General features: G+C 55.3%; 25 protein-coding genes. 10 read left to right on the top strand and 15 right to left on the bottom strand.

The window, feature by feature from the left end:
- Window positions 1-79: 79 nt before the first annotated feature.
- Window positions 80-985, bottom strand: coding sequence for a LysR substrate-binding domain-containing protein (locus SCU88_RS11225; protein WP_175341441.1), 906 nt, complete (start codon window positions 983-985; stop codon window positions 80-82).
- Between the two features lie 106 nt (window positions 986-1,091).
- On the opposite strand from SCU88_RS11225, the gene SCU88_RS11220 reads away from it, so the two are divergent.
- Window positions 1,092-2,345, top strand: coding sequence for an MFS transporter (locus SCU88_RS11220; protein WP_175341440.1), 1,254 nt, complete (start codon window positions 1,092-1,094; stop codon window positions 2,343-2,345).
- Window positions 2,346-2,377: 32 nt separating this feature from the next.
- Here SCU88_RS11220 and SCU88_RS11215 read toward each other — a convergent pair whose 3' ends face one another.
- Window positions 2,378-3,739: a D-galactonate transporter gene (locus tag SCU88_RS11215; protein ID WP_175341439.1), complete on the bottom strand. Its 1,362-nt coding sequence runs from the start codon at window positions 3,737-3,739 to the stop codon at window positions 2,378-2,380.
- Window positions 3,740-3,774: 35 nt separating this feature from the next.
- Entirely contained in the window at window positions 3,775-4,713 is a 939-nt protein-coding gene (locus tag SCU88_RS11210; RefSeq protein WP_138097365.1) for a 2-hydroxyacid dehydrogenase, read from the bottom strand.
- A gap of 245 nt (window positions 4,714-4,958) precedes the next feature.
- Here SCU88_RS11210 and SCU88_RS11205 point away from each other — a divergent pair, with 245 nt between their 5' ends.
- Both SCU88_RS11205 and SCU88_RS11200 read left to right on the top strand, forming a co-directional pair.
- Complete coding sequence (locus SCU88_RS11205; RefSeq protein ID WP_175341438.1) at window positions 4,959-5,864, top strand: LysR substrate-binding domain-containing protein; 906 nt, start codon at window positions 4,959-4,961, stop codon at window positions 5,862-5,864.
- 106 nt (window positions 5,865-5,970) lie between these two features.
- Entirely contained in the window at window positions 5,971-7,200 is a 1,230-nt protein-coding gene (locus tag SCU88_RS11200) for an amino acid permease (RefSeq protein WP_138097363.1), read from the top strand.
- Between the two features lie 4 nt (window positions 7,201-7,204).
- Here SCU88_RS11200 and SCU88_RS11195 read toward each other — a convergent pair whose 3' ends face one another.
- The gene (locus SCU88_RS11195; RefSeq protein ID WP_175341437.1) at window positions 7,205-8,053 is read right to left on the bottom strand and encodes a GNAT family N-acetyltransferase; all 849 of its coding nucleotides are present in this window, start codon (window positions 8,051-8,053) and stop codon (window positions 7,205-7,207) included.
- 105 nt (window positions 8,054-8,158) lie between these two features.
- Here SCU88_RS11195 and SCU88_RS11190 point away from each other — a divergent pair, with 105 nt between their 5' ends.
- The 3 genes from SCU88_RS11190 (at window position 8,159) to SCU88_RS11180 (ending at window position 11,086) form a co-directional block, all read left to right on the top strand.
- A complete protein-coding gene (locus tag SCU88_RS11190; protein ID WP_175341436.1) occupies window positions 8,159-9,643 on the top strand; it encodes a carboxypeptidase M32 in 1,485 nt (494 codons plus the stop codon).
- Between the two features lie 121 nt (window positions 9,644-9,764).
- The gene (gene asr / locus SCU88_RS11185; protein WP_175341435.1) at window positions 9,765-10,022 is read left to right on the top strand and encodes an acid resistance repetitive basic protein Asr; all 258 of its coding nucleotides are present in this window, start codon (window positions 9,765-9,767) and stop codon (window positions 10,020-10,022) included.
- A 251-nt stretch (window positions 10,023-10,273) separates the two neighbouring features.
- Window positions 10,274-11,086: a serine protease gene (locus SCU88_RS11180; protein ID WP_175341434.1), complete on the top strand. Its 813-nt coding sequence runs from the start codon at window positions 10,274-10,276 to the stop codon at window positions 11,084-11,086.
- A gap of 21 nt (window positions 11,087-11,107) precedes the next feature.
- On the opposite strand, the gene mdtI is transcribed toward SCU88_RS11180, so the two are convergent.
- Complete coding sequence (gene mdtI, locus SCU88_RS11175) at window positions 11,108-11,437, bottom strand: multidrug/spermidine efflux SMR transporter subunit MdtI (protein ID WP_138097358.1); 330 nt, start codon at window positions 11,435-11,437, stop codon at window positions 11,108-11,110.
- Entirely contained in the window at window positions 11,424-11,765 is a 342-nt protein-coding gene (mdtJ, locus tag SCU88_RS11170; protein WP_138097357.1) for a multidrug/spermidine efflux SMR transporter subunit MdtJ, read from the bottom strand. Before mdtJ ends, mdtI begins: the two co-directional genes overlap by 14 nt.
- A 441-nt stretch (window positions 11,766-12,206) precedes the next feature.
- Here mdtJ and SCU88_RS11165 point away from each other — a divergent pair, with 441 nt between their 5' ends.
- Window positions 12,207-13,244, top strand: coding sequence for an AI-2E family transporter (locus SCU88_RS11165; protein ID WP_175341433.1), 1,038 nt, complete (start codon window positions 12,207-12,209; stop codon window positions 13,242-13,244).
- On the opposite strand, the gene SCU88_RS11160 is transcribed toward SCU88_RS11165, so the two are convergent.
- Window positions 13,234-14,049 (bottom strand): Cof-type HAD-IIB family hydrolase, encoded by an 816-nt coding sequence (locus SCU88_RS11160; RefSeq protein ID WP_175341432.1) that lies wholly within the window; start codon window positions 14,047-14,049, stop codon window positions 13,234-13,236. The two genes, SCU88_RS11165 and SCU88_RS11160, sit on opposite strands and share 11 nt — an antisense overlap.
- A gap of 123 nt (window positions 14,050-14,172) precedes the next feature.
- Window positions 14,173-14,403, bottom strand: a complete 231-nt coding sequence (gene pptA, locus SCU88_RS11155) for a tautomerase PptA (RefSeq protein ID WP_138097354.1) — start codon at window positions 14,401-14,403, stop codon at window positions 14,173-14,175.
- A 308-nt stretch (window positions 14,404-14,711) separates the two neighbouring features.
- Between pptA and SCU88_RS11150 the strand changes: the two genes are divergently transcribed.
- The gene (locus SCU88_RS11150) at window positions 14,712-15,992 is read left to right on the top strand and encodes an MFS transporter (protein WP_138097353.1); all 1,281 of its coding nucleotides are present in this window, start codon (window positions 14,712-14,714) and stop codon (window positions 15,990-15,992) included.
- A 43-nt stretch (window positions 15,993-16,035) separates the two neighbouring features.
- Here the strand turns inward: SCU88_RS11150 and SCU88_RS11145 are convergent, their stop codons facing one another.
- Complete coding sequence (locus SCU88_RS11145) at window positions 16,036-17,250, bottom strand: MFS transporter (RefSeq protein ID WP_175341431.1); 1,215 nt, start codon at window positions 17,248-17,250, stop codon at window positions 16,036-16,038.
- A 114-nt stretch (window positions 17,251-17,364) separates the two neighbouring features.
- Between SCU88_RS11145 and SCU88_RS11140 the strand changes: the two genes are divergently transcribed.
- Window positions 17,365-17,931 (top strand): TetR/AcrR family transcriptional regulator C-terminal ligand-binding domain-containing protein, encoded by a 567-nt coding sequence (locus SCU88_RS11140; RefSeq protein ID WP_175341430.1) that lies wholly within the window; start codon window positions 17,365-17,367, stop codon window positions 17,929-17,931.
- 45 nt (window positions 17,932-17,976) lie between these two features.
- On the opposite strand, the gene SCU88_RS11135 is transcribed toward SCU88_RS11140, so the two are convergent.
- Genes SCU88_RS11135 through SCU88_RS11120 form a run of 4 tightly spaced genes read right to left on the bottom strand, consistent with a single transcriptional unit; the run spans window position 17,977 to window position 23,013 of the window.
- A complete protein-coding gene (locus tag SCU88_RS11135; protein WP_175341429.1) occupies window positions 17,977-18,672 on the bottom strand; it encodes an oligogalacturonate-specific porin KdgM family protein in 696 nt (231 codons plus the stop codon).
- Between the two features lie 50 nt (window positions 18,673-18,722).
- Entirely contained in the window at window positions 18,723-19,880 is a 1,158-nt protein-coding gene (locus SCU88_RS11130) for a glycoside hydrolase family 88 protein (RefSeq protein ID WP_175341428.1), read from the bottom strand.
- A gap of 17 nt (window positions 19,881-19,897) precedes the next feature.
- Window positions 19,898-21,157 (bottom strand): oligosaccharide MFS transporter, encoded by a 1,260-nt coding sequence (locus tag SCU88_RS11125; RefSeq protein WP_431810131.1) that lies wholly within the window; start codon window positions 21,155-21,157, stop codon window positions 19,898-19,900.
- An 11-nt stretch (window positions 21,158-21,168) separates the two neighbouring features.
- Window positions 21,169-23,013 (bottom strand): DUF2264 domain-containing protein, encoded by a 1,845-nt coding sequence (locus tag SCU88_RS11120; protein ID WP_175341426.1) that lies wholly within the window; start codon window positions 23,011-23,013, stop codon window positions 21,169-21,171.
- 194 nt (window positions 23,014-23,207) lie between these two features.
- Between SCU88_RS11120 and SCU88_RS11115 the strand changes: the two genes are divergently transcribed.
- Window positions 23,208-24,086 (top strand): helix-turn-helix domain-containing protein, encoded by an 879-nt coding sequence (locus SCU88_RS11115; RefSeq protein ID WP_175341425.1) that lies wholly within the window; start codon window positions 23,208-23,210, stop codon window positions 24,084-24,086.
- Here SCU88_RS11115 and umuC read toward each other — a convergent pair.
- Complete coding sequence (umuC, locus tag SCU88_RS11110) at window positions 24,059-25,312, bottom strand: translesion error-prone DNA polymerase V subunit UmuC (protein ID WP_175341424.1); 1,254 nt, start codon at window positions 25,310-25,312, stop codon at window positions 24,059-24,061. The genes SCU88_RS11115 and umuC overlap by 28 nt on opposite strands.
- Window positions 25,296-25,733, bottom strand: a complete 438-nt coding sequence (gene umuD, locus SCU88_RS11105) for a translesion error-prone DNA polymerase V autoproteolytic subunit (RefSeq protein ID WP_175341423.1) — start codon at window positions 25,731-25,733, stop codon at window positions 25,296-25,298. The genes umuC and umuD overlap by 17 nt, the downstream gene beginning before the upstream one ends.
- Window positions 25,734-25,862: the final 129 nt, after the last annotated feature.

Here is a 25,862-nt window from a genome sequence, read left to right as displayed (position 1 = left end):
ATAAACATTCAGGGCTATGGTGAATCAGTTAGCAAGGTGGCGTCAAATATTTACCCAGCCTTGTGATTTGTCGCACATTTTACTGCGCTTCTGGCGTCGTTTTACCTTTCAAAAGTTGCGCCAGACGACGGGCTGCGGCCCCAATCTCCCGGTGTTTTGGCCAGACCAGCCACATCTCGGAAACCGCTTGCTGTTCGCTAAGAGGAACCCAGACCGTTTCTGCCAGCTGCACCCGGCGGAAGGAAGCGGGCAAAATACTGACGCCCAGGCCCGCCGCCACCAGCCCGATAATGGTCATCGCTTCCCCCACTTCCTGGGTAATGTAGGGAGTCACACCATGGCGGCGCAGCAGGTTAAGGATGTCGTCATAAAGGCCGGTCCCCACTCTGGGGTCGAAAAAGACAAAGGGTTCGCTGGCCAGATCGCACAATGAAATCGTTGAGCGCCGCGCCAGCGGATTATCCTGGTGGACCACCGCCAGCAGCGGCTCACGCAGAATCAGATGCCAGTCCAGCGTCTCCGGCAGCACGGTATTGCGCATCAACCCCAGCTCCAGCTCTCCCTCGTTAAGCGGCGCAATCAGCGCACGGGTGGTGTTTTCTACCGTCTCAATATGCACTTCCGGCCACAGGCGACGAAAGGTGGAAAGACTGTCGGAAACCGTACGAATAAAGGGCGCGGATGAGGTAAAACCGATACGCAGTTCGCCAGTTTCTCCGTGGTGCAGACGAGCGGCCCGTGCCGCGGCAGCCTCGACCTGGCCCAGAATCTGACGGACATCGCCCAGAAACTGGCGACCTGCCTCGGTCAGTTGCACGCTACGATTATTACGCGCCAGCAGACGGGCCCCCACCTCCTGCTCCAGAGTCTGGATTTGCTGGCTAAGGGGCGGCTGGGAGATGTTCAGACGCGCGGCGGCGCGCCCAAAATGCAGCTCTTCCGCTACTGCCACGAAGTAACGCAGATGACGCAACTCAATATTCATATTTAATAGATATCATTTAAGACTATTAATATATTAGACAGAATATTCCCGGCTTTCTACCCTATAAATACGTGATACTGGTCACTTTTTTATTAAAGGAAGCATTTTGAGTCGTACAACAACCGTCACCCCCGCCGCTGCCGGGATGCGTGACGAAGAGGCCGCACCGGCAGCAGCGGCCAGCCATATCCGGCGCGGCACACCTGCCTTTATGCGCGCCACCCTGGCACTTTTTTCTGCCGGACTCGCCACCTTCGCGTTGGTGTACTGCGTCCAGCCAATTCTCCCCATCCTCTCGCACGAATTTGGTATTTCACCGGCCAGCGCCAGCGTGTCGCTGTCTGTCACCACGGCGCTGCTGGCGGTGGGTATGCTATTCACCGGCCCCATCTCCGATGCCGTGGGCCGTAAGCCGGTGATGGTCACCGCGCTGCTACTCGCCTCCTGTTGCGCCCTGCTGGCAACGGTAATGACCAGCTGGCACGGCATTCTGGTGATGCGCGCCCTGACCGGCCTGGCGCTCAGCGGCGTGGCGGCAGTGGGTATGACCTGGCTGAGTGAAGAGATGCACCCCAGCGTGGCGGCCTTTTCCATGGGGCTGTATATCAGCGGCAACTCCATTGGCGGGATGAGCGGCCGCCTGCTGAGCGGCGTGATGACCGATGTGGTGGGCTGGCGCATCGCGCTGGCGGTTATCGCCTGTTTTGCACTGGCCTCGGCTCTGATGTTCTGGAAGATTCTGCCAGCTTCGCGCCACTTCCGCCCGACATCGCTACGCCCGAAAACGCTGTTTATCAACTTCCGCCTGCACTGGCGCGACAAGGCGCTGCCGTGGCTGTTCGCCGAAGGATTCCTGCTGATGGGGGCCTTCGTGACGCTGTTTAACTACATCGGCTACCGTCTGATGCAGTCCCCCTGGCATCTGAGCCAGGCCGTGGTGGGGCTACTTTCCGTCGCCTATCTGACCGGCACCTGGAGTTCCCCGCGGGCAGGCGCCCTTTCGGCGCGCCACGGCCGCGGACCGATTATTCTGCTGTTTACCGGGGTGATGCTGGCGGGACTGCTAATGACCCTGAGCGGCTGGCTGTGGCTGATTTTCGCCGGTATGCTGTTGTTCACCGCTGGCTTCTTCGGCGCCCACTCGGTGGCCAGTAGCTGGATCGGCATCCGGGCACGGCGCGCCAAGGGTCAGGCGTCATCTCTCTATCTGTTCAGCTACTATATGGGGTCGAGCCTGGCGGGCACCAGCGGCGGTTGGTTCTGGCACGACTACGGCTGGCATGGCGTAACCGCTTTTATCGGCGCGCTGCTGGTTATCGCCCTGCTGGTGGGCCATCACCTGCATCGCAGCCGCGCCTGAAGAGAGGCCGGGACCATGGTCCCGGCAGATTATCACCCGGTAATCACCACCCGTTCAAAACGCCGGGCAATCACCGCATAAGCCAGCAGCCCCACCAGGCAGTGCAGCGCCACAAACCAGATGGCATCGCTGAACGAACCGGTGGTGGAGACCACATACCCAATTACCACCGGGGTGACGATTCCGGCGATATTGCCCAGGCCGTTAAACACCCCGCCGCTCAGGCCAATCATTCCCGCTGGCGCGATATCCGACATGGTCGCCCAGCCCACCGCGCTCAGGCCTTTGCCAAAGAAGGCGACCGCCATCAGCCCAATCACCGCGGCGTTGGCATCCACAAAATTGGTCAGTACCAACCCCATGGCCAGAAACATTCCCAGCGTGAACGGAATTTTACGGGCCAGGGAAGGATGAGCCCCTTTACGAATTAAATAGTCAGACAGTACGCCACCCAGAATACCGCCGGTAAAGCCACACACCGCGGGAATGGCAGCGCTGAAACCGGCCTCCAGAATCGACATGCCGCGTTCTTTAATCAGGTAAATAGGAAACCAGGTGATAAAGAAATAAGTCAGCGCCGTAATGCAGTACTGACCGATATAGACCGCCCACAGATTACGATGGCGGAACAGTTGCAGCAGCTTATGCCAGGTGACCGGTTCCCGGTGGGATTTACGGTTGAGTTCCATATCCACCAGCGCCCCGTTGGCGCGCATATGCGCCATCTCGGCCCCACTCAGGCGCCGGTGTTGATGCGGCTCGTGATAAAACCAGAACCAGACTACGCCCAGCGCCAGCCCCACGCCGCCCATCACGAAGAAGACGTGCTGCCAGCCCAGGCTTGCGGTCAGCCAGGCCATCAGCGGGGTAAAGATCGCGACCGCCAGATACTGCGCCGAATTGAACAGCGACGAGGCCGTTCCCCGCTCCCGGGTGGGAAACCAGCAGGTAACGATACGTGAATTGGCGGGAAAGGCCGGGGCTTCCACCAGCCCCAGGGCAAAACGCATCACAAACAGGAACAGCATGGCGGAGATCGCCATCAACCCCAGACTTTCTACCAACCCCTGCAAGGCGGTAAACAGCGACCAGAGCACAATACTGCACCCGTATACCCGCCGGGCGCCAAAGCGGTCCAGCAGCCAGCCCCCGGGCACCTGCCCAAGCGCATAGGCCCAGCCAAAAGCGGAAAAAACCATGCCCAACTGCATCGGATCCAGATGGACATCCTGAGCCACGCTGGTACCCGCTATCGAAAGAATTGCCCGATCGGCATAGTTGATGACCGTCACCACAAAGATTAGCGCCAGAATGATATAGCGCAGATAGCCGCGCCGCGCGACGTTTAACGCCTCGTCACGCGGGGCCGCGATTGAAGACTCTTTGATATTCATGGACACTCCCATAGCCCGCACAGGGGCGTTATCACTCAACCGGTTACCGAGGTTGGCGGGCGTTGCCCGGCGGCGCAGGCGGCCAGGTTTTGCAGTACTATCTCCCCCATGGCAAGGCGCGTTTCCCGGGTGGCGCTGGCGCGGTGCGGCTGTACCACTACGCCGGGGTGCGCCAGCAGCGCGGCAGGAACGTGCGGCTCGCTGGCGAACACATCCAACCCGGCACCGGCGATCTGCCCCTGATCCAGCGCGGCGATCAACGCCTCTTCATCGACCAGCTTGCCGCGCGCCACGTTAATCAGATAACCCTGCGGCCCGAGCGAGCGCAGAACATCGGCGGTAATAATCGCCTGCTGGCTATCCGCCGAAGCCGCCACCACCAGAATGTCGCTCTCCTGGGCCAGGGCGATCAGGTTGTCGACATAGCGATAACCGCTTTCCGGGCGGGGCCGTCGGGAGTGGTACCGCACCGGCATGGCGAACGCCTGCGCCCGTTGTGCAATGGCGTGCCCCACCTGCCCCAGCCCCACAATGCCCAGTCGCTTGCCGGTGACCCGTACTGCCAGCGGCTGAGTGACTGAGCCCCACTGACCGGCGCGCACCAGGCGATCGCCCGTCACCAGATCGCGCAGAGTCATCATCATTAATCCCATCGCCATGTCGGCTACATCGTCGGTCAGTACGCCCGGCGTGGTGGTCACGTGAATGCCGCGATCTCTGGCCCGCGCCAGATCCACGGCATCGGTACCGATGCCGCTAATGGCCACAATCTTCAGCGCCGGCAGGCGATCCATGATGCTATTGGGCAAACCAAATGAACCGCCGGTGACCACCGCCTGAATCCCGGCGGCACCGGTAGCGAGAAAAGCCTCCCGATCGGCCATGTCATACCAGCGATGCACCCGATAACGGTCTTTCAGCGCACTATCGATAAGATCCGGTACTGGCTGGATCAGCAGAATATCGGTTATCACGGTTATCCTCCGTTCAGATTCATAACGACGGAAAGGCTCGCCGCTTCTGGGTTTCAAGGTCTTGTTTCGTCGTCGTTTTTGATTATGGGCAGGCAACTATTCAGGTCTAATTTATAATTTGTATTTATCGATTCACATTGAGTCATCATTGGCACGGGTACTGGCCTGGCGGGATATCGTCGCGCCAGTGACGCGTCAGCCAATCCGGAGAAGTGTTAACAGGGTCACAGGCCAGAGGGGACCGGATGTTTAATGACTTTAATCAGCTTCGCTGTTTTATTACGCTCGCCGAAGAGCTACATTTCGGTCGCGCCGCCGCCCGTCTGTACATGACGCAGCCGCCATTAAGCCGCCAGATTCGGCTGCTGGAAGAGTCGCTCGGGGTACGTCTGTTTGAACGCAATAGTCGGATGGTACGTTTAACCGAGGCCGGGACGGCCTTTTTACTGGCGGCGCGCCAGATGCTGACCATGGCGGAACTTTCGGTCGATACCGCCCGGCGTATTCATAAAGGCAGCGCCGGACGGGTGGCGCTGGGATTCACCGCCGTTTCAGGTTACTGGCTGATTCCGGAGCTGCTCGGCCGGGTACAGCGCGCGCTGCCGGATATCGACATCACCCTGAAAGAGATGGTGACCTCGGATCAGATTGCCGCCCTGAATGCCGGTACTATCGCCCTTGCGATGATGCGCCCGGCCATTGCCGAACAGGAGGGACTGATTCATCGCCGCTATCACCGCGAGCCGATGGTGCTGGCGCTACCGGTCGGTCACCCGTTAGCGGAACGCGCGCAGATTGGTCCGGAGGATCTGCGCCATCAACCGATGATCGCCTATGCCCCCGACGAAGGACGCTACTTCTATGAGATGACGCTGGAACTACTGGCGGAAACCCTGCCCCCTCCACGTTTTGTTCAGTACATCGGCCAGACTCACAGCATTATGGCGCTGGTCAACGCCGGGATGGGCATTGCACTGGTACCGGCTTCGGTACGCTATCTCGGCTTTAGCAACGTGGTGTGCAAAACCATCTGGCCCACCCTGCGACAGGCGGAAACCTGGCTTGCCTGGCGTAATGCGCCGGCCACTGCCGCAGAGGCCGCACTGCGCAATTTTATTCTGGATTCGCTTCCTGGCGCAGACGCCGCCTGACCTTTCTGCGCTACGGCCTGAAACAAACTCCGCTGCCCGCCGCGACATCATTTATGGTAGATTGCACCACTTCGTACGCCAATTAATAGTTAATAACGCTATATCAATGTCTAAAATCTGGTCAAAAGAAGAAACTTTGTGGAGTTTTGCCTTATATGGCACTGCTGTTGGTGCGGGTACGCTGTTTCTGCCCATTCAGCTTGGCGCCGCTGGCTCCGTGGTCCTGCTGATTACGCTACTGGTCGCCTGGCCGTTAACCTACTGGCCCCATCGGGCGCTGTGCCAGTTTATTCTTTCGTCCGGCGCCTCCGGCGAAGAGGGCATTACCGGCGCAGTAAAGCGCTACTATGGTCGAAAGATCGGCAATCTGATCACCACCCTCTATTTTGTCGCCTTTTTTGTGGTGGTGCTGATTTATGCCGTGGCCATCACCAATTCGCTGACGGAACAGCTGGCGAGCCATATCACCATCACTCCATCGGTGCGGGTCATGGTCAGTCTTACCGTGGTGCTGGTGCTGAATCTGATCTTCCTGACCGGGCGCCATATCACCATTAAGGTGATGGGCATGCTGGTGTTTCCGCTAATCGCTTACTTTCTGTTTCTGTCGCTATGGCTGACCGGCAGCTGGCAGACCGCCCACTTTACCGAGCAGTTGCAGGTCACCAGACAGACCCTGCATCAGGTATGGATCTCCATTCCCGTGATGGTGTTCGCCTTCAGCCATACCCCTATTATCTCGACCTTTGCGGTAGCTCGCCGCCAGCGCTGCGGCGACGGCGCCATGGACAACTGCAAGAAAATAATGAAGGTGGCCTACCTGATTATCTGCCTGAGCGTGCTGTTCTTTGTCTTTAGCTGCCTGCTGGCGATTCCCGCGCCCTATATTGTGGAAGCCAAAGAGAAAGGGCTGACGATTCTTTCCGCGCTGGCCATAACGCCAGACGCCCCCGCCTGGTTGGGGATCTCCGGGATTATCGTGGCGGTGGTCGCCATGTCCAAGTCGTTTCTGGGCACCTATTTCGGCGTGATAGAAGGCGCAACGGAAATCACCAAATCCGCACTGGACCGGGTGGGCGTTAAGCGTAGCCGGGCCTTTAACCGGGCGATTTCGGTCATGGCCGTCTCCACCATTACCTTTGTGGTGTGCTGCATTAATCCCAACGCGATTTCGATGATCTCCGCCATCAGCGGGCCGCTTATCGCCATCATTCTGTTTATTATGCCAACGCTGTCCACCTTCATTATTCCGGCGCTTAAGCCTTACCGGTCACTGGCCAACCTGATTACCCTGGCGGTAGGTCTGCTGTGTGTTTCGGTGATGTTTATAGGATGACAGATCAGCCCATCGCCTGACTCATCAGGCCAAAGGTGCGCGGCGACCCGGCCTTAACCAGCCACGGCTTGCCGCACACCATCATGACCGGGGCATCGACTTCGCTCAGCCCCTGGCGAGTCAGCCAGTCGCAAAACGGCAACGCGCTATCGCAATCCAGACGCACAAACTTACCGCGCCGCTGCGCCATAAAAGCGCCAACCAGCGCCCGGGCATCCTCTTCATTCGAACAGACCACCGGCCCGATGGTGTGCCCCCGGCCAAAAGGCCTTAGCGCGGCAAAACCCAGGGGCTCCCCGGTATCGCTTTCCAGTACCAGGACCCGCCCCTGAGTCAGTAGCAGGTTGATAAGCTGCGGGCGGTACAGACCGCTGGCCTGACAGTCCAGCGCCGTCAACGGCGCACCATCCTGCTCGCCCCCCTGGCGCAGCCGCGTGCCAGAACCTGGCGTCGGTGCCGTAAACGAGGGATCCACTATTCCCTGATGCTGCGAGGCAGAGCCTACTGCCACAAACCCAAACTGCCTGTACAGCGGTTGCCCCGCCGCTGTGGCGTGCAGACGCACGTTGTAGCCCTCCAGCGCCTCCAGGGTCTGGCTCAGCAGCTCACGCCCGATACCGCGCCCCTGGCAGTCAGGATCGACAATCACCAGCCCCACGGTGGCGCTACCCTCTCCCCACGGCCAGTACAGGGTGGTACCCACAATGCGTCCGCCCTCTTCCGCCACCAGCCCCCGACCGAGCGCCAGTGACTGCTGCCAGTCTTCCAGGCGATGCGGCCAGCCCACCTGCTGGCTTAGCGCCAGCCCGTATGGCGTATCCTCAGGGGCCATAGCGCGTATATTCAGGGTCATATTTTGTTCCTTACTGTGGTTCCACAGCCGGTATGGCTCGCTTCCTCGTCTTTTACCTTACTGAGTGCTATCTTGCCAGCATCGTAAACCGCCGGACGAGGCCCTATGCAACCAACAAACTATCAGCAGCTTACCCGTACTTTTACCCGTCTTGCCCGATTTGGTCACCTGTCGGCCATCGCCGGTTGGGATATGTATACCATGATGGCGCCCGGCGGCAGTCAGGCGCGCAGTGAAGCGCTGGCGGAGCTGAGCGTTCTGCAACACCAGATTCTGACCGACCAGCGGGTCGGCGACTGGCTGGACGAAGCGGAACAGGAACCTCTGGACTGCCTGCAACGCGCCAATCTGCGGGAGATGCGCCGCCACTATCAGCAGGCCGCGATTTTGCCTGCCGACCTGGTCGAGGCTAAATCCCTGGCTGGCAGCCGCTGCGAGCACGCCTGGCGCAGCCAGCGCCCTGATAACGACTGGCAGGGATTCGCCCCCAATTTGCAGGAAGTGGTTCGCCTGAGTCGCGAAGAGGCCGCCATCCGGGCCGATACCCTGGGCTGCTCGCGCTATGACGCGCTGCTGGATATCTACGAGCCGGAAATGACCAGCGCCCGCCTCGATACCCTGTTCGCCGATCTGCAAAGCTGGCTGCCGCAGCTGTTACAACAGGCACTGGAAAAGCAGGCGCAGCATCCCCCGGTGGCGCCCCAGGGACCGTTTCCGGTAGAGCAGCAGCGAGCGCTGGGGTTGGAGGTGATGACCCTGCTGGGCTTTGATTTTGAGGGGGGACGGCTGGACGTCAGCGCCCACCCATTCTGCGGCGGCGTGCCTGAAGATGTTCGTATCACCACCCGCTACAGCGAAGACGATCTGTTCAGCGCCCTGCTGGGGGTAATTCACGAAACCGGCCACGCCCGCTACGAGCAGGGGCTGCCGCGGGAATGGTCCGGTCAGCCGGTTCAACTGGCGCGCTCCACCGCGATCCACGAATCCCAGAGCCTGTTCTTTGAAATGCAGCTCGCCCGCAGTACCCCCTTCCTGAAACAGCTGCGCCCGCGGGTGCTTAATCACGTTGCCGATCGGCCCGCTTTTAATGAAGCCAACTTTATCGCCTGGAACCAACGAGTCAAACCAGGACTGATTCGCATCGACGCCGATGAGGTCAGCTACCCGGCCCATATTATTCTGCGCTACCAGATAGAACGTGCGCTGATCGACGGCGACATCGAAGTCGCCGATATCCCCGAACTCTGGGATCAGAAGATGCAGTCCTGGCTTGGCCTTTCTACCCGCGATAACTACCGTGACGGCTGCATGCAGGATATCCACTGGACCGACGGCGGTTTCGGCTACTTCCCGACCTATACGCTGGGCGCCATGTACGCCGCTCAGCTATTTCAGGCTGCCCGCAAAGCGCTGCCCACGCTGGATAGCGATATCGCAGAAGGTTCCCTCAACGCGCTGTTCGACTGGCTGCGCCAGAACATCTGGCAGCACGGCAGCCGTTTCACCACCGGGCAGTTAATTCATAACGCCAGCGGCGAGGATCTCAACCCCGCCCACTTCCGCCATCATCTGGAAACCCGCTATCTGTAAAGGCTGTACATTGCGTTACACGCCGATACCAATCACTCACGGAACGCCCCGGCCCCGGGGCCTATAGTGGTTTCAACGGCCCCGCTCGGGGCTGTACCACAAACCACATGAGGATGATGGAATGAACAAGGTCTATGCACTGGCTATCGCTGCCGCAATGGGGCTCTCTTCTGCCGCTTTCGCCGCCGATACCACTCCGGCGCAGGGCGCACCGGCGGCAAAACCAGCCGCGACTCAGCAACACCATAAAAAAGCGCACCACCACAAAGCCAAAGCGGCTGAGCAGAAAGGCCAGGCGGCGAAAAAGCAGGCTCACAAAGCCCCTCAGAAAAAACACCATCAGGCCAGCACGCCCACCGCTAAAAAACCGGCCGCCTGATAGCGTCACTCTTCGCACCGATCCCCCACACGGCACCTGATTCCCGGGTGCCGTTTTTCGGAGCTGCCCATCATGCTGCGTCGCTATCTGTTCGAAATTATCCTGACCGTGCTGATTCTTTGCGGGATCCTCGCTGCCAGTCTCTGGTTATAAAAAGCGTAGTCCTCTGATTTTTCTACCGCTTTCCGCCCGGCCCGGCTATAGTTACAAATCGGGAACACGCTTTACACGAGATCACCACTGAGAGTGATATGCATAAAACCATTGTGTTGTTACTGGGTGCGCTCTGTCTGGTGTCTGTGAATGCCACGGCTGACGATGCAGACAACCTCAGCGCCGCCCAAATTAAGACGCTTTTTTTCGGTCAGGACGATCGCGTGCCGGTCACCGACCCCACTCTTTCTCCCTGGGACGCCATCGGACAACTGGAAACCGCCAGCGGTAATCTGTGCACCGCCACCCTTATTGCTCCAAATCTGGCATTAACCGCAGGCCACTGCCTGCTCTCTCCACCGAAGGCCAGCCCGGATCGTGCGGTGGCGCTACGCTTTGTGTCGCTAAAAGGGGTCTGGCGCTATGAAATTCACGGTATTGAAGGGCGAGCGGCCACGGGGCTGGGGCGCCTGCTGAAGCCGGACGGCGATGGCTGGATTATTCCCCCCGCCGCCGCGTCGAAGGATTACGGGCTGATCGTGCTGCGCTATGCCCCATCGGGCATTATGCCTCTGCAGTTATTTAAGGGGAGCCGTAGCGAACTGACTGCAGCACTGAAAGAGGCGGGTCGCAAGGTCATGCAGTCCGGATATCCGGAAGATCACCTTGATACTCTCTATATGCATCAGGAATGCCTGATTACCGGATGGGCCCAGCAGGGCGTGCTGTCGCATCAGTGCGATACCCTGCCCGGTGACAGCGGCTCACCTCTGCTGCTCAGGCGCAACGGTAGCTGGGAGCTCATTGGTATTCAGAGTTCCGCCCCGGCGCCTGACGATCGCGCCCGGGCGGATAACCGCGCCATTGCAGTCACGGCCTTTCGCGAACAGCTGGACGGGCTGGCAAAGTAATCCACGCCAGCCCGCCTGTCATCAGGCCAGTTTAATCAGCACCATGCCCACCAACAGCAGGCCCAGCCCCATCCAGCCGCGATGGTTGAGGCGCTGACCGAACAGTATCCAGCCCGCGGCCACGGTCGCCGCCACGCCAAAACCGCCCCACAGCGCATAGGCCACCGACAGTTCAATCCCCTTCACCGCCTGAGACAGTGCGCTGAAGGCGCCCATTACCGCCAGCAGCGACAGCACGCCAAAGAGCTTGCGACGGAAGCCGTCGGAAAATTTCAGCAGGATGTTAGCAACAATCTCCAGCACGATAGCAAACGCCAGCCAGGCGCCGTGGATCCACTCAAACTGCGCCATGGGCCACCTCCTGCTTGCGGGTACCTGATTTAATCAGTGCAATCCCCGCTATCAGCGTCGCCAGCCCCGCCAGCTTCAGCCATGGCAGCGATTCGCCAAACAGCAGCACGCTGAACAGCGTAATAAACAAAATACCAATGCCTTCCCACATAGCGTAAGCCACGCCCAGCGCAATTCGCTTAACGGCGAGAGACAGAAAAATATAGGAAAGGGAAATCATCGCAAGCATAAATAGTATGCCGCCGGAGGTCTCACCAGCCCATTTTATCGACAGGGTTCCGGTAATTTCAAAAACAATCGCCAGAGCCAGAAATATCCAATACAACATAACGCTCTCCTGAACGTAAATATGATAATGCCGATCTGTTAAACGACATTTAACAGAAAGTAAATAAAAGAGAAATTAGCGTGACGGGCCGGAAAAATGCCGGGTCACGAACAGGAGAGATTGGGGCTAGAGCGCGCTGCGCCAGTGCTGTTCGCCACTAAAGAGACTGGCGACAGAAAAAAGGGAACGATCGGTGAAAAAGAATAAAGACATCAGTGTCTGATTCATAATTTGTACAACTTATCCGCGGGTTGCTTCTCATCATTGCGGACAGAAAATTGTCTCCGGTAGCTAAACACCACTATCTTCTATCATAAGACCCTTCTGAAACTCAATTTATTTTCGGTTCTTTACCATCAGTCTCTATTTTTACGCTGGATATTTCCCAGAAACCAGCCAACATGCTATTTTTCGCCGGAGACCACTATGCGGAGAGCCGGGATGGCAAAACCCATTATTACGTTGAACGCTTTAAAACTGGTTATTATGCTGGGAATGCTGGTGATTGTGCTGGCCGGAATTAAAGTGGCCGCCGATCTTATCGTGCCCTTCGTACTGGCGCTGTTCGTTGCCGTGATCCTGAACCCGGTGGTCAGCCTGCTGGAGCGTATCCGTATTCCGCGCGCGCTGGCCATCGTGCTGCTGGTGAGCGCCATCGTCATGCTGGCCGTGCTGCTGCTGGCCTATCTGGGGACTTCGCTAAATGAACTGGCCCGCACCCTGCCCCAGTATCGTTCATCGCTGATTGCTCCGCTTTCCAGCCTGGAGCCGTGGCTACAGCGGGTTGGTATTCAGGTATCGGTCGAGGAGGTGGTGAAATATATCGATCCCAATGCCGCGATGACGCTCATCACCAACCTGCTGACCCGGCTTTCTAATGCGATGACCTCGATCTTCCTGCTGCTGTTAACGGTGGTCTTTATGCTGCTGGAAGTGCCGCAACTGCCCACCAAACTTCAGCAGTTGATGAGCCGCCCGGCTGAAGGCATGGCCGCTATTCAGCGAGCGCTGGATAGCGTTACCCACTATCTGGTGCTGAAAACCGCTATCAGTCTGGTCACCGGTCTGGTGGTATGGGGTATGCTGTCGCTGCTTTCGGTGCGTTTTGCCTTCGTCTGGGGATTACTGGCCTTTGCGCTGAACTACATCCCCAATATCGGTTCCGTGCTGGCCGCCATTCCGCCTGTTGCTCAGGTGCTGGTCTTCAGCGGCCTCTACGATGCGTTGCTGGTGGTAGTCCTTTACCTGGCGGTTAATATGCTGTTCGGTAATATTCTGGAGCCGCGCATTATGGGGCGTGGGCTGGGGCTTTCTACCCTGGTGGTGTTCGTTTCGCTGATCTTCTGGGGATGGCTACTGGGGCCGGTGGGTATGCTGCTGTCGGTACCGCTGACCATTATCGTGAAGATCGCCCTGGAGCAGAGCCAGGGCGGTCGCAGCATCGCTTTTCTGCTGGGCGATGTTTCGGTTAAGCGCTAAAGGGTTTCTCGCCCTGTAACACGGCATCGATCACCTTCAGCACGCCGCTGTCGTTGTTGGAGGTGGTCTGGTATTTCGCCACCTCACTCACCGCCTCTGCGGCATTTTCCATAGCGAAGGAGTAGCCCACCAGTTCCAGCATCTCCACATCGTTGCCGCTGTCGCCCACGGCAACGCACTCCTGCGGCGCGATGTTCCAGCGCGTTAGCAGACGCGACAGGCCGCTGGCTTTGTGGGCTCCAGGGATAATCAGGTCGACAAAACCGAAACCGCTGGTAACCGGCTTCACAATACCGTCCAGTTTATGATCCAACTGGCGCACCAGGGCCGGGACTTCGGCATCCGGCAGATTCAGGGAAAACTTAAAGATCACATCGTCTACGGCACGCAGATCCTGCACCGGTTGCAGACGATGATAATGTTTTGCCATCAGACTCAGGAAAGCCTCCGGCGCCCCTTCGCGCACGTAAGCGCTCTTCAGGCCGCAGGCCACAAAGTTGGTGCCGCGGAAATCATCCAGCGCATCCAGGACTGACAGAGTGTCATCGTGGGTCAGTTCAGCGTGCCAGACCTGCTCATCACGGTCATAAATCAGGGCGCCATTCTCGGCTACAAAGGCAATCTCGTGGCGAATTTCCGGAAAGAAAGAGATGAGCTGGTAGTACTGGTTACCGCTGGCGACCACAAAGCGAATGCCCTGCTCGCGCAGCGCGGCATACTGCGCCAGAAAGCGTTGTTTATCGTACTCTTTCCTGTCGTTCAGGAAGGTGCCGTCCATATCCACAGCGATGAGCTTAATCTTCATACAACCTCGTTGTCCGGTGCCGGAATGCAAAAATAACGAGCGGCAGTATAGAACAACCGTGACTGAAGTCGCAAAAAGCTTTCGAATGAAAGCACCGCGCCAGGGAGCCCGGCGCGAGCGCTGTTACATGCTATAGCCGGGTTTCTTCACCAGGGTTTCCAGCGATGGCTGGATGATGGGATCCCAGACCTGCTCTTTCCAGGCTTCCGGAGCTACTTCAGTCAGGGCTACCGACAGCGAGCTCTCTTTGGTTTGCAGATGCTTATTCAGTACGGCATAGATATCGTCGCTCAGCGCCTGTTTCTGCTCTTCGCTCAGGTCGCGCGGGAAGTATTTAATATCAACGTGCGGCATGGTGGACTCCTTACTTGTGGGGTCATGAGTCGTTGCGGGGCACGATGCCCCAGGCATCTCTTTTTAACATTTCGGGAAATGCTTAGCGACTATAAAAATAACTCATAGCACCACAAAACAAATCCGCTTCCCAAATCATCATTTATTACGCTGACTAAAGATAATCAGAATAAAGATCACAACCTACATGAATCAGGGTTTTTATTTATTCGGCGCGTTTTATTTTAGATGGCATAAATAACATTGCTTACATCATGCTCAGCCTTTCTGGCCGGGTCCGGCATTCTTTTCACAACATCAGGTATATTATGAAAATTGGCTGGTATAGCGATCTTGGTTCGGTAGAACGTAAAACTTACTGGTCCTGTTTTGGCGGCTATGTGCTGGATGCGTTTGATTCCACCATATACTCCCTGGCAATGCCGATTCTTCTTACTATCGGTTTTCTTAGTAAATCAGATGCCGGAATTTTGAGTTCGGCGTCACTGATTGGCAGCGCTCTTGGTGGCTGGAGTGCAGGCCGTCTGGCCGATCGTTTCGGACGTACCCGGGTTTTGCGTCTGACCGTTATCTGGCTTTCCCTGTTTACCCTGCTGACCGCTTTCTGTACCAGCTTCTGGCAGTTTCTGCCGCTCCGCTTCCTTCAGGGGTTGGGTTACGGCGGCGAAATGGTGGTGTGCGGTGTACTGATTAGCGAAGTTATTCGTGCGCGGGTTCGGGGCCGGGTCGCAGCCTCTATCCAGAGCGGTTATGCCATCGGCAATGCGCTATCGCTGGCCACGCTACCGGTAGTGTTGAGTTTCTTTTCTCAGGAAATTGCCTGGCGAATCTTTTTTACTGTAGGCACGATCCCCGCCATGCTGCTGTGGTGGTTACGTCGTTCGGTTCCCGAATCGCCAGTATTTAATACTCTGTCGAACCACGTAAAAAAGGGTGGTGACAGCGGTATTTTCTCCCCGGAATTTTTGCGTATGACGGTGACCGGGACCCTATTTTCCAGCGGTGTTTTCGGTGGCGCTTATATTATGATCACCTGGCTCCCTACCTATTTACGGATAACTCTTGGCCTGCCAGTAACTTCTATGTCCGGGTATTTATGTATTAATATTCTGGGCTCACTACTCGGCCCCTTTATTTGTGGCTACATCAGCGACCGACTCGGTCGGTGGCGCACAATGATGCTGTTTCTGTGCCTGCAGGCGCTGGTGGTCGGTATCTATATGTTCGCTGACATAAGCCTTGCGGCAACCCTGATACTGGGCTTCTTTCTGGGCGCCTTTCAGGGTGGGCTGGCTTCGGGTATTACCCCTGCTTTTTCAGAGCTTTATCCAACCCGATTACGGGGCGCTGGTGCCGGATTCTGCGCCAGTTTCGGCAGAGGGTTTGGCTCTCTGATGCCAGCGGCGGTGGGTATCCTTGCCACCCATATGGCGCTCGGCCGTGCCATGGGGCTGCTGGCGATTTCGGCTTATACCATTGCGTTTATCACCTCGCATTTCCTGCCTGATGCCACCGGCGTAGGAATGGACCAGGCGGGTACGCCTAATGAACGCACCGTATTTGATGAAACAACCCGGCCCGATCCCTGACGGTATGACATCGCGAAATGACGTTTCGATGGCGATGTTCTGATTAAGCATGGGGCATATCGGGCGCTGCCTGCTGGCGCCCGACCTTGCGCACGGTAACAGCCGCGATCGCCGACAGACATAACACCAGCAGGCTCATCGCTTGCGCGGTTGCCTTCAACCCAATTACCTGAACCAGCAGCCCGGCGCTCATGGCGGGTATCGCATTCGCCAGGTAGCTTTCTATATAAAATACCGCCATCAACCCTGCCCGTTCATGGGGTTCAGCCAGCGGCACTATGCTTTTAATGGCGCCCAGGAATCCGGCACCCAGTCCGGCACCAGCAAAAACCGAACCGACCAACAGCAGCGCGACGGATCCTGAAATGATCCCCGCCAGAATCAGTAGCGAGCCGGGAATCATCGCCATCGTTCCCCCCGCCAGCGCCCGATAGCCGCTCTGGTGCCGTGCAACGACAACCGCCGCCGCGCCGCTAAAGGCCAACAGCGCCACGGCCAGCCCCGAAAATCCCAGCGCTGTTATCCCCGTGACCTGTTGCAACAGCGAAGGCATCAGCGACAGGTAAAAACCGCACAGCGCCCAGGCAGCGATATTCACCGGACTGACCAGCAGCAGCGTGGCACGGGCCGCAGGCGGAACTGCTATCTTCGGCAGCGGCTGCCAGGCGTCAGGGCGTAGCGCGCCCGCCGTCTCACGTGAAAACCAGGTCCGGATAAACTGCAGCGCAAACAGCCCAAGCAGTAGCGCATAGATGAAATGCAGCGGCGCAGGAGCATACTGCGCCAGCAGCCCGCCTCCCAGCGCGCCAACCCCCATGCCGAACAGCGGCGAAACGCCGTTAACAAAGCCGCCGCGCTGTGGAGAAAGATCGATAATGGCCGCGCTCAGGGCCGAAGTGGCAAGGCCGGTTGCCACTCCCAGTACCAGACGTGCGCCAATCAACCAGCCAATATCAGTCGCGTTCAGAAACAGCAACATGCTGGCGCCTTCAAACAGCAATGCGCCCAGGATCACCGGACGACGCCCGATACGATCCGAAAGGCGGCCAACGAACAGCAGCGTCAGTAATAGCGCAATAGCATAGGCGGCAAAGGCCACCGTGAGCAGGAAAGGAGAAAATGTCCACGCCGCCCGATAGAGCGCATATAGCGGCGTAGAGGCGCTCGACGCCGCCAGCGTCACCACCAGGGTCTGGGCATGAAGCGCGGTCAGAGCCGCATCCGACTGGCGCAGTTTTCGGGTGAAGGAACTGGACATCACGATATGACCTCTGATAAAAGCAATTTATTTGCGATTGTGGTTAGCCGGGACTATCCCACTAACGCAATTTATTTGCAATAGTCATTTTTTAGCGTTTGTCAGAGGATCTGAATGGAAGATAAAAAAAGCCGCCCGGGACCACGACCAGGCGGGCGCAGCGCACTGGTGCAGGCTGCCGTTCACCGGGCCGTACGTGAAATCCAGGCCCTGGGCGATGCACAGCAGCTCACCATCCCGGCCATTGCCGAAAGGGCTGGTGTCACCCCTTCCACCATTTATCGCCGCTGGGGCACTCTGGCGGAGCTGCTGTCGGATGTCGCAGTGGAAAACCTGCGCCCGGACCATGAACCAGAGGATTGCGGTAGCTTCAGGGCCGATCTGCTCGCCTGGATAGAGCAGTATATTGAGGAGATTTCCTCGGTTCCCGGCCGCAACATGCTGCGCACCGTTCTGGCGGTGGATAAGCCGCAGAACCGGGTGCAGTGCACCACCTACACCCTGGAACAGGTCGAGGTTATCAGGCAGCGCGCGCTGGCCCGCGGCGAATCGGTTCCCGAAGGGGACGCGATCCTCGATAGCCTGGTGGCGCCGCTGATCTACCGGCTGCTGTTCGCCTCCGAACAGCCGGATCGCGCCCGAATTGAAACCCTGGTTGATGCGCTATTGGTTGATGGCTGACAACCGTTACCGGTTAACTCGCTGGGTGGTAATGACCTGCCCGACTCACAGGTAATAGCGTATACCCAGTCGGATGCGGTAGCGTTCAGCATGATTACCCGCATCCCTGTCCAGCCAGGAAAACTGTATAAATGGCCGCCAGGTATTGCTCATCTTCCATGTAACTTTATGATTCAGTTCCCAACTGTGACCTTTACCATTCTTACGGTGATATTCGCCGCTATTAATATATAAATCTGGTTCAAATTCATAATTTAACACTTCATTTATTTTATAGTTTGCCACCACAATAAACTGATGACTGTCGTTGTAATCCATAATCCCGGAAAGGTTACGGGTCTGATAGTTCATATGGTTATAGCGATATTTAAAGGCGACAGCGAAGTCAGGACTAACAAGATAACCGAACTGGATATAAGGTGCGGTTGTTGAACCTGAGCTGGTCGAATTGATCAGACCGCCAGCATATAATGTCAGCGCATCTGTCATTTTCCACAGCGGATACCACCCCTCTATTTCATCAAAACTATGTTCAAGCTGGTCGAGACTTTTTCCGGTATTATATGTTGTTTGATAAAGCATACCGGCACCATTCCGGAAATGATAACCAGCGCCCAGCTTAAACTGATGTTCTTTAGAGGCGCTGTCCCATGCTTCCCGAACTTCAATATACCCCACTCCATAAACAGGCCAACAGATAAAAAACAAAGAGCAATAAATAATAACCCCATATATTTTCATAATACACCCTGATACCGGCATTATATTAATGCCGGCGTTTTTATTATTAATTACCAGTAGCGATTAAGTGGATTCTTTAGACGGGAAAGCAGTTCAAAAAAGAAATAATCCCCCCAAATGCTATATTCATCGACCCCACGTTCTTTATTCAGATTATAAACAGCATGTTTCAGATAGCCACTGGCGCCTGGTCTGCCATCAAAATAGTGATGAATAAGTTCCGTCGTGATATTCAGTGCCTGACGGATAAACAGCTCTCTTTGTGGGTCAAGGATTGAAAGAAAATTGACCAATTCCAGCAATCCACAAACGGCTATAACAGCAGCGGAACTATCCTTTGGCGTATCGAGGGCAGTCAGTGACAGATCCCAGTAGCAGATCTGGTCTTCAGGTAAATGGCAAAGAAAATATCGGGCAGCATTGATCGCTGCCTGTAGAAATCGCGAATCTCCGGTTTCCCGATAGCTCAGCGCGAAGCCATAGATAGCCCATGCCTGACCGCGGGCCCAGCATGAATCGTCGGCAAATCCCTGATGAGTTCCTCCTCTTAGCGGCGCGCCGGTGCCAGCATCCATATAAAAGGTGTGATACGTCGAATAATCACTACGCATCAGATAGTTCATGGCCTGTCTGGCATGACTACGGGCACAGGTCGCATAGCCCGCATCTCCAGTCTCTTTTGTTGCCCAGTACAGCAAAGGCAGGTTCATCAGGCAGTCGATAATCATCCGCCCGCGCTGCTCCGGATCGTCAAGATTCCCCCAGGCCTGAATAATTCCGGCCGTCGGCAAATAGCGTGCTATCAGCAGATCCGCCGCGCCAAGCGCCGCTTTCCGCGCATCCTGATTCCCCATAAAGCGCCATGCGTTCACGCAAGAGAGTGAATAGAGGAAGCCAAGATCGTGTGTATCCAGCTCATGCCGAATGGCGAGCCGGGAACGAAAACTGTCAACCTGCTGCGCCAGTTGACTGGCATAGAAGCTATCACCGCTCAGTTTCCATGCCAGCCCGGTTATCCCACTCCAGAATCCTGTCGTCCAGTCGGTATTGGGTGTCAGTGGATATTGTCCATCAACACTACAGGCCGCAGGATACTGATTTGCGAAGCTTTGCAACTGATATTTCAGTTTGGCGCAGGCGCTGGTGATTAATTCATCTATTATCTGTTCATCTAGTGCCTGGCGGGAGTTTTCGTCATAGATATACATATCAGATTCCTGTCGGATTATTTTCCTTGCTGGAGTGGATGGGTTGCAGAGATTAATTTCCTGCCCCCTTTTCGCTTTTCATTTCTAAGTACAAAAGCCGAAACGAGACTGAAAACAATGATAATCCCTCCCATAATAAAATAGGATTGACTAAAACCTATTTTGTCGTAAAGCGCGCCAATTGGTGCTGAAACAAAGATGGTGCCAACATAAATAAAACACTGATAACCAATCAAATACATAGTTGAGTTGACACGCTTATCAAAGTTATCGGCAATATATTTAAAAACCGCAATCAGCAACATAGCATTTTCCAGTCCATAAAACGGCTTGATAAAGGCAATCATCAACGCACTGGTTGCAAATCCGGAAATAACCAGACGGGCACCGATAAGCAAACCGGCAGCAATCAGGGTTTTATAGGGACCTATTCGGTTGACCAACCAGGGAACCGTCATCATTGAGACAAACTCCACAATTGCCTGTACGGTACTCAGATAACCGTACCAGGAGGTCCCCTGTTTATTTCCGTTAAAGAATGAGACAAAATAGCGAGGAAACTGCTGCTCGGCGATATGCATTATCCAGACGATTCCAGCAACATAGAAACAGAAGCGCCAGAATTCTCCCTGAGTTAACAGCTCGCGGACATCAGACAGATTGATTTTCTTTTTAGGCACTACGGCATTTTCAAGATTATCAGAAGCAGGGATCCTGATGCTGATGAGCAGGACCAACATCACCAGAGACATGATGCTACTGATAGTAAAGTTAATCACCGGTGAGACATTAAACAAAATACCAGCGAAGGATGCCGTAACGGCAGCGCCACAGGAGCCCCACATACGGATCCGGCCAAACTCAAACCCTTTGAGGCGCCCAAAACGATCGCAGTAGGATTCCGACACGCCAATCCCCGCATACCAGGCAAGACTCAGGTACAGAGCCCCCACCGCCACTCCTGTATAGAAATGATTCACAAGCAGCGGGTGGTAAATATAACTAAAAAAGGGCATCAGCAGAGATGACATCACAGCCACAAAATAAAGCAGGTATTTCTTCATACCCAATTTATCCGTGATATAGCCGTACACCGGTTTTAATACTACGGCAAATGCGCCATTGACACCAAATACCGCACCAATTTCAGCGCTGGTCAGAGTGGCATGCTGGCCCAGCCAGATAGCATACAGGCTAAAACTCATTGTCCAGACAACAAAATAGAGAAACATAAAAGCGCTTATTTTTATATAATCGCTTCGGTTATTAATGCTCATGACATTCACCATTATTTATCAGAGATGTTTAATTCATGTACAGCATTATCTGTAAAGACCAATAATTTTTTTTGATTAATTCTGACCTCAGGTAATTCATCGATATTATGAACATTTCCCTGACCGGCCTGAACCCATGCAACTAAAATGTGGATTCCTGGATTCAATGCCTTTCTGAGTACCGGCACACCGCTACTCCCAGGGTAAATAATATTACTGGCTGGTGGTGAAATAACCACATCACGATCCCTGGTACAACCAGGAGAGATATCAATAATATGGCTAAATAAATCAAACTCCCGATTGACTAACGGCCCCATTTTGTCTGGAAGGCCAGCGTCTGATAACGGCACAGGAAATCCTCCCTCTACGCTATCAAGTGCCCGCTGGGTGGTAATAAAATGAATGCTAAGATGCCCCAAAGTTAACGGCATCAGCCAGCTTTTAATGTCTACATCAGACCAGGGTGACCAGCGAGTGAATATATAATCCTGCGTCGTTACCGATTCGCAAGAAGCACGACGCCCCCGATAATATTCATCCTGTTCAGATAATAGCAGCGTTGAATCACAGGCATTGAGTTCAATACCGAAGCGACTTTTTTCCAGATTGAATCCAAACAGCGAAGAATAGGCAAATTTGCCATATTTACTTTCCATATTATTATAATTTTTTGCCGCAACCTGACCGGCATTCAGTAGATAGTGATGACGGTTGTTCCGGTCATGATGGACCAGTTGTCTGGTATGGGCCAGACGGGCAACCTGACTGACCACAGGTAGAGTCTGTTCCGGCGTTTCCCAGAATGGGTGAGCCTCATCAAGTATCAGGATAAGAAATGCCTTGCAACACCAGTAAGGCGAGCCCGGCGCATTATAGTCTTCAGCGATCGCCGCATTCGCATAGCTGTAACCCACCGTCAGTGTTCCCCGTGGGTCGGTCATCTCCTGCTGCACCCACCAGCGGAAGTTTCTCAGAACCAGCCCCTTTATCACTCCCGCTGGCACGCCGTTAATCCCGGCAAAAGCGGCGGCACTCCAGAATGCAACCTGCGCAAATCGGTAGGTCAGACTGCGGCCAAAGGGGATCGCTGCGCCGTTTTCAGCAAACATATGCAGAAAATCGTGGGCAAAAATCGAAGCGCGCTCCCGAAGCATTTGACATCGCGTAGGATCCTGATCTGCCATCAATTTTGAATACAACAGACCGTAATAATGAAACGCCATGGCATTGTAATAATCACGGGGCCGTTGACGGCCATCGCTGTACCAGCCTTCACCCAGATAATAGTCGTCGATTCTGGCAAAATATTTATCGATAATATGCCGGGACCAGGAGTGCCCTGACAGGCAGAGCCCCATTTCCACCATGATGGGAAAGAAGGACCAGTTATTACAAGGCAGTTCGACCCGACGTAGTTGATGGAGCCAGGCCACCAGGTTTTCTGTCTCCTGCGCGGACAGATACTGATTAAATGACGCACCAGCCAACGCGAGCCCAACCCCCAGAACGGCCATTTCAACGCAGCGCTGGTCAAAATCCACCAGATCTCCCCAATAGTGTTCATGCCCGGGATCGGTTCCCTGAGCAATCAAGCGAAACACTTCGCTCGTATTCATTGAGTGATCGTTCTTTCCGGCAATTACCGGAAATACTCCCCACAACAGACGGCAGAAACTTTCCATTGCCGCCGTTCGACGACCATATACAGGAATAATATTACCCAAAGAAATACCCGCAGAATGCGAATCTCTGTAACGCCAGACGGCAGAAAACAGCGTTTCAAACCACTGCTGAACATCCTGCTTTGTTTCCAGCTTTACGGTTTGGCGACAACCAGGTTTCATCGGTTCCATTATTCCCCCTCTCTCTCCAGGTATTAAGCGCAGCGTGCAGCGTTATGGAGGGGGAAAATATGGGTAAAACCTGTCACAAATTGTTAACACGATCACAGTTCTGATTCTGTAACCTTTAACCAACCATTAAAAAATTACTTTTCAGCCAGAAACGTCACTATCATGCACAGAAATTATACTATCTTGATGTATCCATGATGACTAATACCGCGTTACTCGATTTAATTCACTATGACGATCTTTATACCGAACTGAGGCGAGTAGAAGGCAACAGCGCCGACTATTTCCACTGGCATCAGTGTCTTGAAATCCTCTATATTGAGTCCGGCGTCGGACTGGTTATTGTCGATAATCAGAAGTTTACCGCTCGCCCTGGCAGGTTGTTTATATTCCCACAAAACAAGCTTCATAAAGTTAAGGTCGACAGTGATATCAACAATTATTATTCCCGAACTATTATTCATGTCGACCCTGAATATATTGCGACCTTTATTCGTCCTTTCAAAAGCGCATGGCAATTATACAGTGAGATGATCGCCGATAACGCTAAAGTCTCTATTTACGATTTTTCTGCTAACATGGTACGTATATCACACCTGCTCGATTCGCTGACAGAAAGTTACGAGGCAACCAGTAAAGGTGAAGTAATCGCTTTATTTATCCTCAATCTGCTACAGCTTCTGCCAGATGGTGTATTTATCAATTCCGGATCTTCGGGCCTACTGTCATCCCGGATGATGCACTATGTTGATCAACATTTCCGTTCAGGCATTACGCTGGAAGAGCTCGCCTCTCACCTGTCGCTGTCTGGAAGTCATATTTCCCGCCAGTTCAGAAAAGAAACCGGCAGCACATTCCAGGAATACCTCATTATCAGACGGATCAAATATGCCTGTTATCTGCTTGAACAGACGGAGCTGGCGGTGTCAGAGATTGCGTTACAGTCCGGCTTTAACTATGTGACCTATTTTATCAAATGCTTTAGCCAGGTGACTGGCACCACTCCATTGCGATTTAAGAAAAACAGTAGAAAACAATCAAAATATCAGCCCGCCACTGGCAGATCCCCATAGCGCGTGGTATAGCAGGGTGAAAGAAAGGCGCGCTTCATGGCCCAGCGTTCGCCGGTGCCCTGCCCGGCAAACCAGATCTTCCCCCTTCCCTGACGGTTAATGGCGTCCAGCGCCTGCATCAGCTTTTCGCCATTGGCTCTGGGAGCGTAGCTGTCGAACAGATTAAGCTGCGCTACGCCACGGCTGTAAAAGTCACCCAGCATCACCCCCACTTTCAGATAGCGCGGCCCCGGTTTCCATACCGCATCCAGCGCCCGGATCGCGGCAGCAGTGATATCCCGGGTGTCCTGAGTCGGCGTCAGCAGTCGTATGCCAGCACTGTTGCTGTAGTAAGCCTGGTGCCTGTCGTGGGGGCTGTTTTTGATAAAGGTCGCCACATAGCGGCAGTACTGGCGCTCTCCCCGTAGTTTCTCCGCCGCCCGGGCGGCCCAGGCGCAGACCGCTTCGCGCACCGGGTCATACTCCGTCAGCCGCTCAGCAAAAGAGCGCGAGCTGATAATCTCCTGCTTCACCGGAGCGAACTCCTCAAAGGCCAGACAGGATTCACCGCGCAGTTCACGCACCGTGCGCTCCAGCACCACGTTAAAATTTTTGCGGATAAACCAGAGATCGCTCTGCGCCAGCGCCAGAGCGCTGGTGATGCCCATAGTATGGATCCGCTGTCCCAGACGGCGCCCGATGCCCCAGACCTCTTCGGGGGGCATCATCGCCAGCAGCCTGCGCTGACGCGCCGGATCCGAAAGATCCACCACGCCACCGGTGGCTGGCCAGCGCTTAGCGGCGTGGTTAGCCAGTTTCGCCAGGGTCTTACTCGGCGCGATTCCCACCCCCACCGTCAGACCAGTATCGCGCTTAATGCAGCGCCGTATTTCACAGCCCAGAGCATGGAGATCGGCCACGCCGCTCAGATCCAGAAAGGCTTCATCAATGGAATAACACTCTACCGCCGGGGCAAAACCTTCCAGAATCGCCATCACCCGCGCCGACATATCGGCATACAGGGCGTAGTTGGAGCTGAACACCTGAACGCCGTAACGCTCCACCCGCTGGCGAATCTTAAAAAAGGGCTCTCCGCGCGCGATACCCGCCTGCTTTGCCTGTGCATTGCGGGCCACCACGCAGCCGTCGTTATTACTCAGCACAATGACCGGGCGGTTTTTCAGATCGGGGCGAAACAGCGTCTCGCAGGCAGCGTAGAAGCTGTTAACGTCAACCAGCGCGTACATGCTGATGCACCGCTTTCAGAACCCAGGTGACCACCCCAAAGATCTCCAGGCTTTCCCCTTCGCCGGGAACGATGGGGCGATATTCGGGATTATGGGGCACCAGTCGTACCTGCGGGCGGGTTTGCAGCTCTTTAACGGTAAATTCGCCGTCCAGCGCGGCAATGACAATATCGCCATGGCGGGCGGTCAGGGAGCGATCCACCACCAGCAGATCGCCGCTGGCGATCCCGGCCTGAATCATCGAGTCACCGGCGGTTTTAACAAAGTAGGTAGCGCTGGGGCGCTGAACCACCAGATGGTTGAGATCGATACGCGCTTCCACGTAGTCCTGGGCCGGGCTGGGAAAGCCGCAGGCCACAGTGCTGGCGAACAGCGGCAGGGGTAAATCGGCATGGCAATCGACAACGTTAACTCTGCTCATGTCAGTCATCCATAAAATACTGTATATAAATACAGTACCCGGTGTTTTGGGTACAATCAAGCATGCCGGAGCCCGATCAGGCTATCGATCTGATGCAAATGGAAATTTTTATCGATGGGAAAAACGGGC

This window comes from Jejuibacter sp. L23 (assembly GCF_050815825.1).
GTDB lineage: Bacteria > Pseudomonadota > Gammaproteobacteria > Enterobacterales > Enterobacteriaceae > Jejubacter > Jejubacter calystegiae.
The sequence above is the reverse complement of the archived record's forward strand: the minus strand, read 5'-3'. Positions and strand labels throughout refer to the sequence as shown.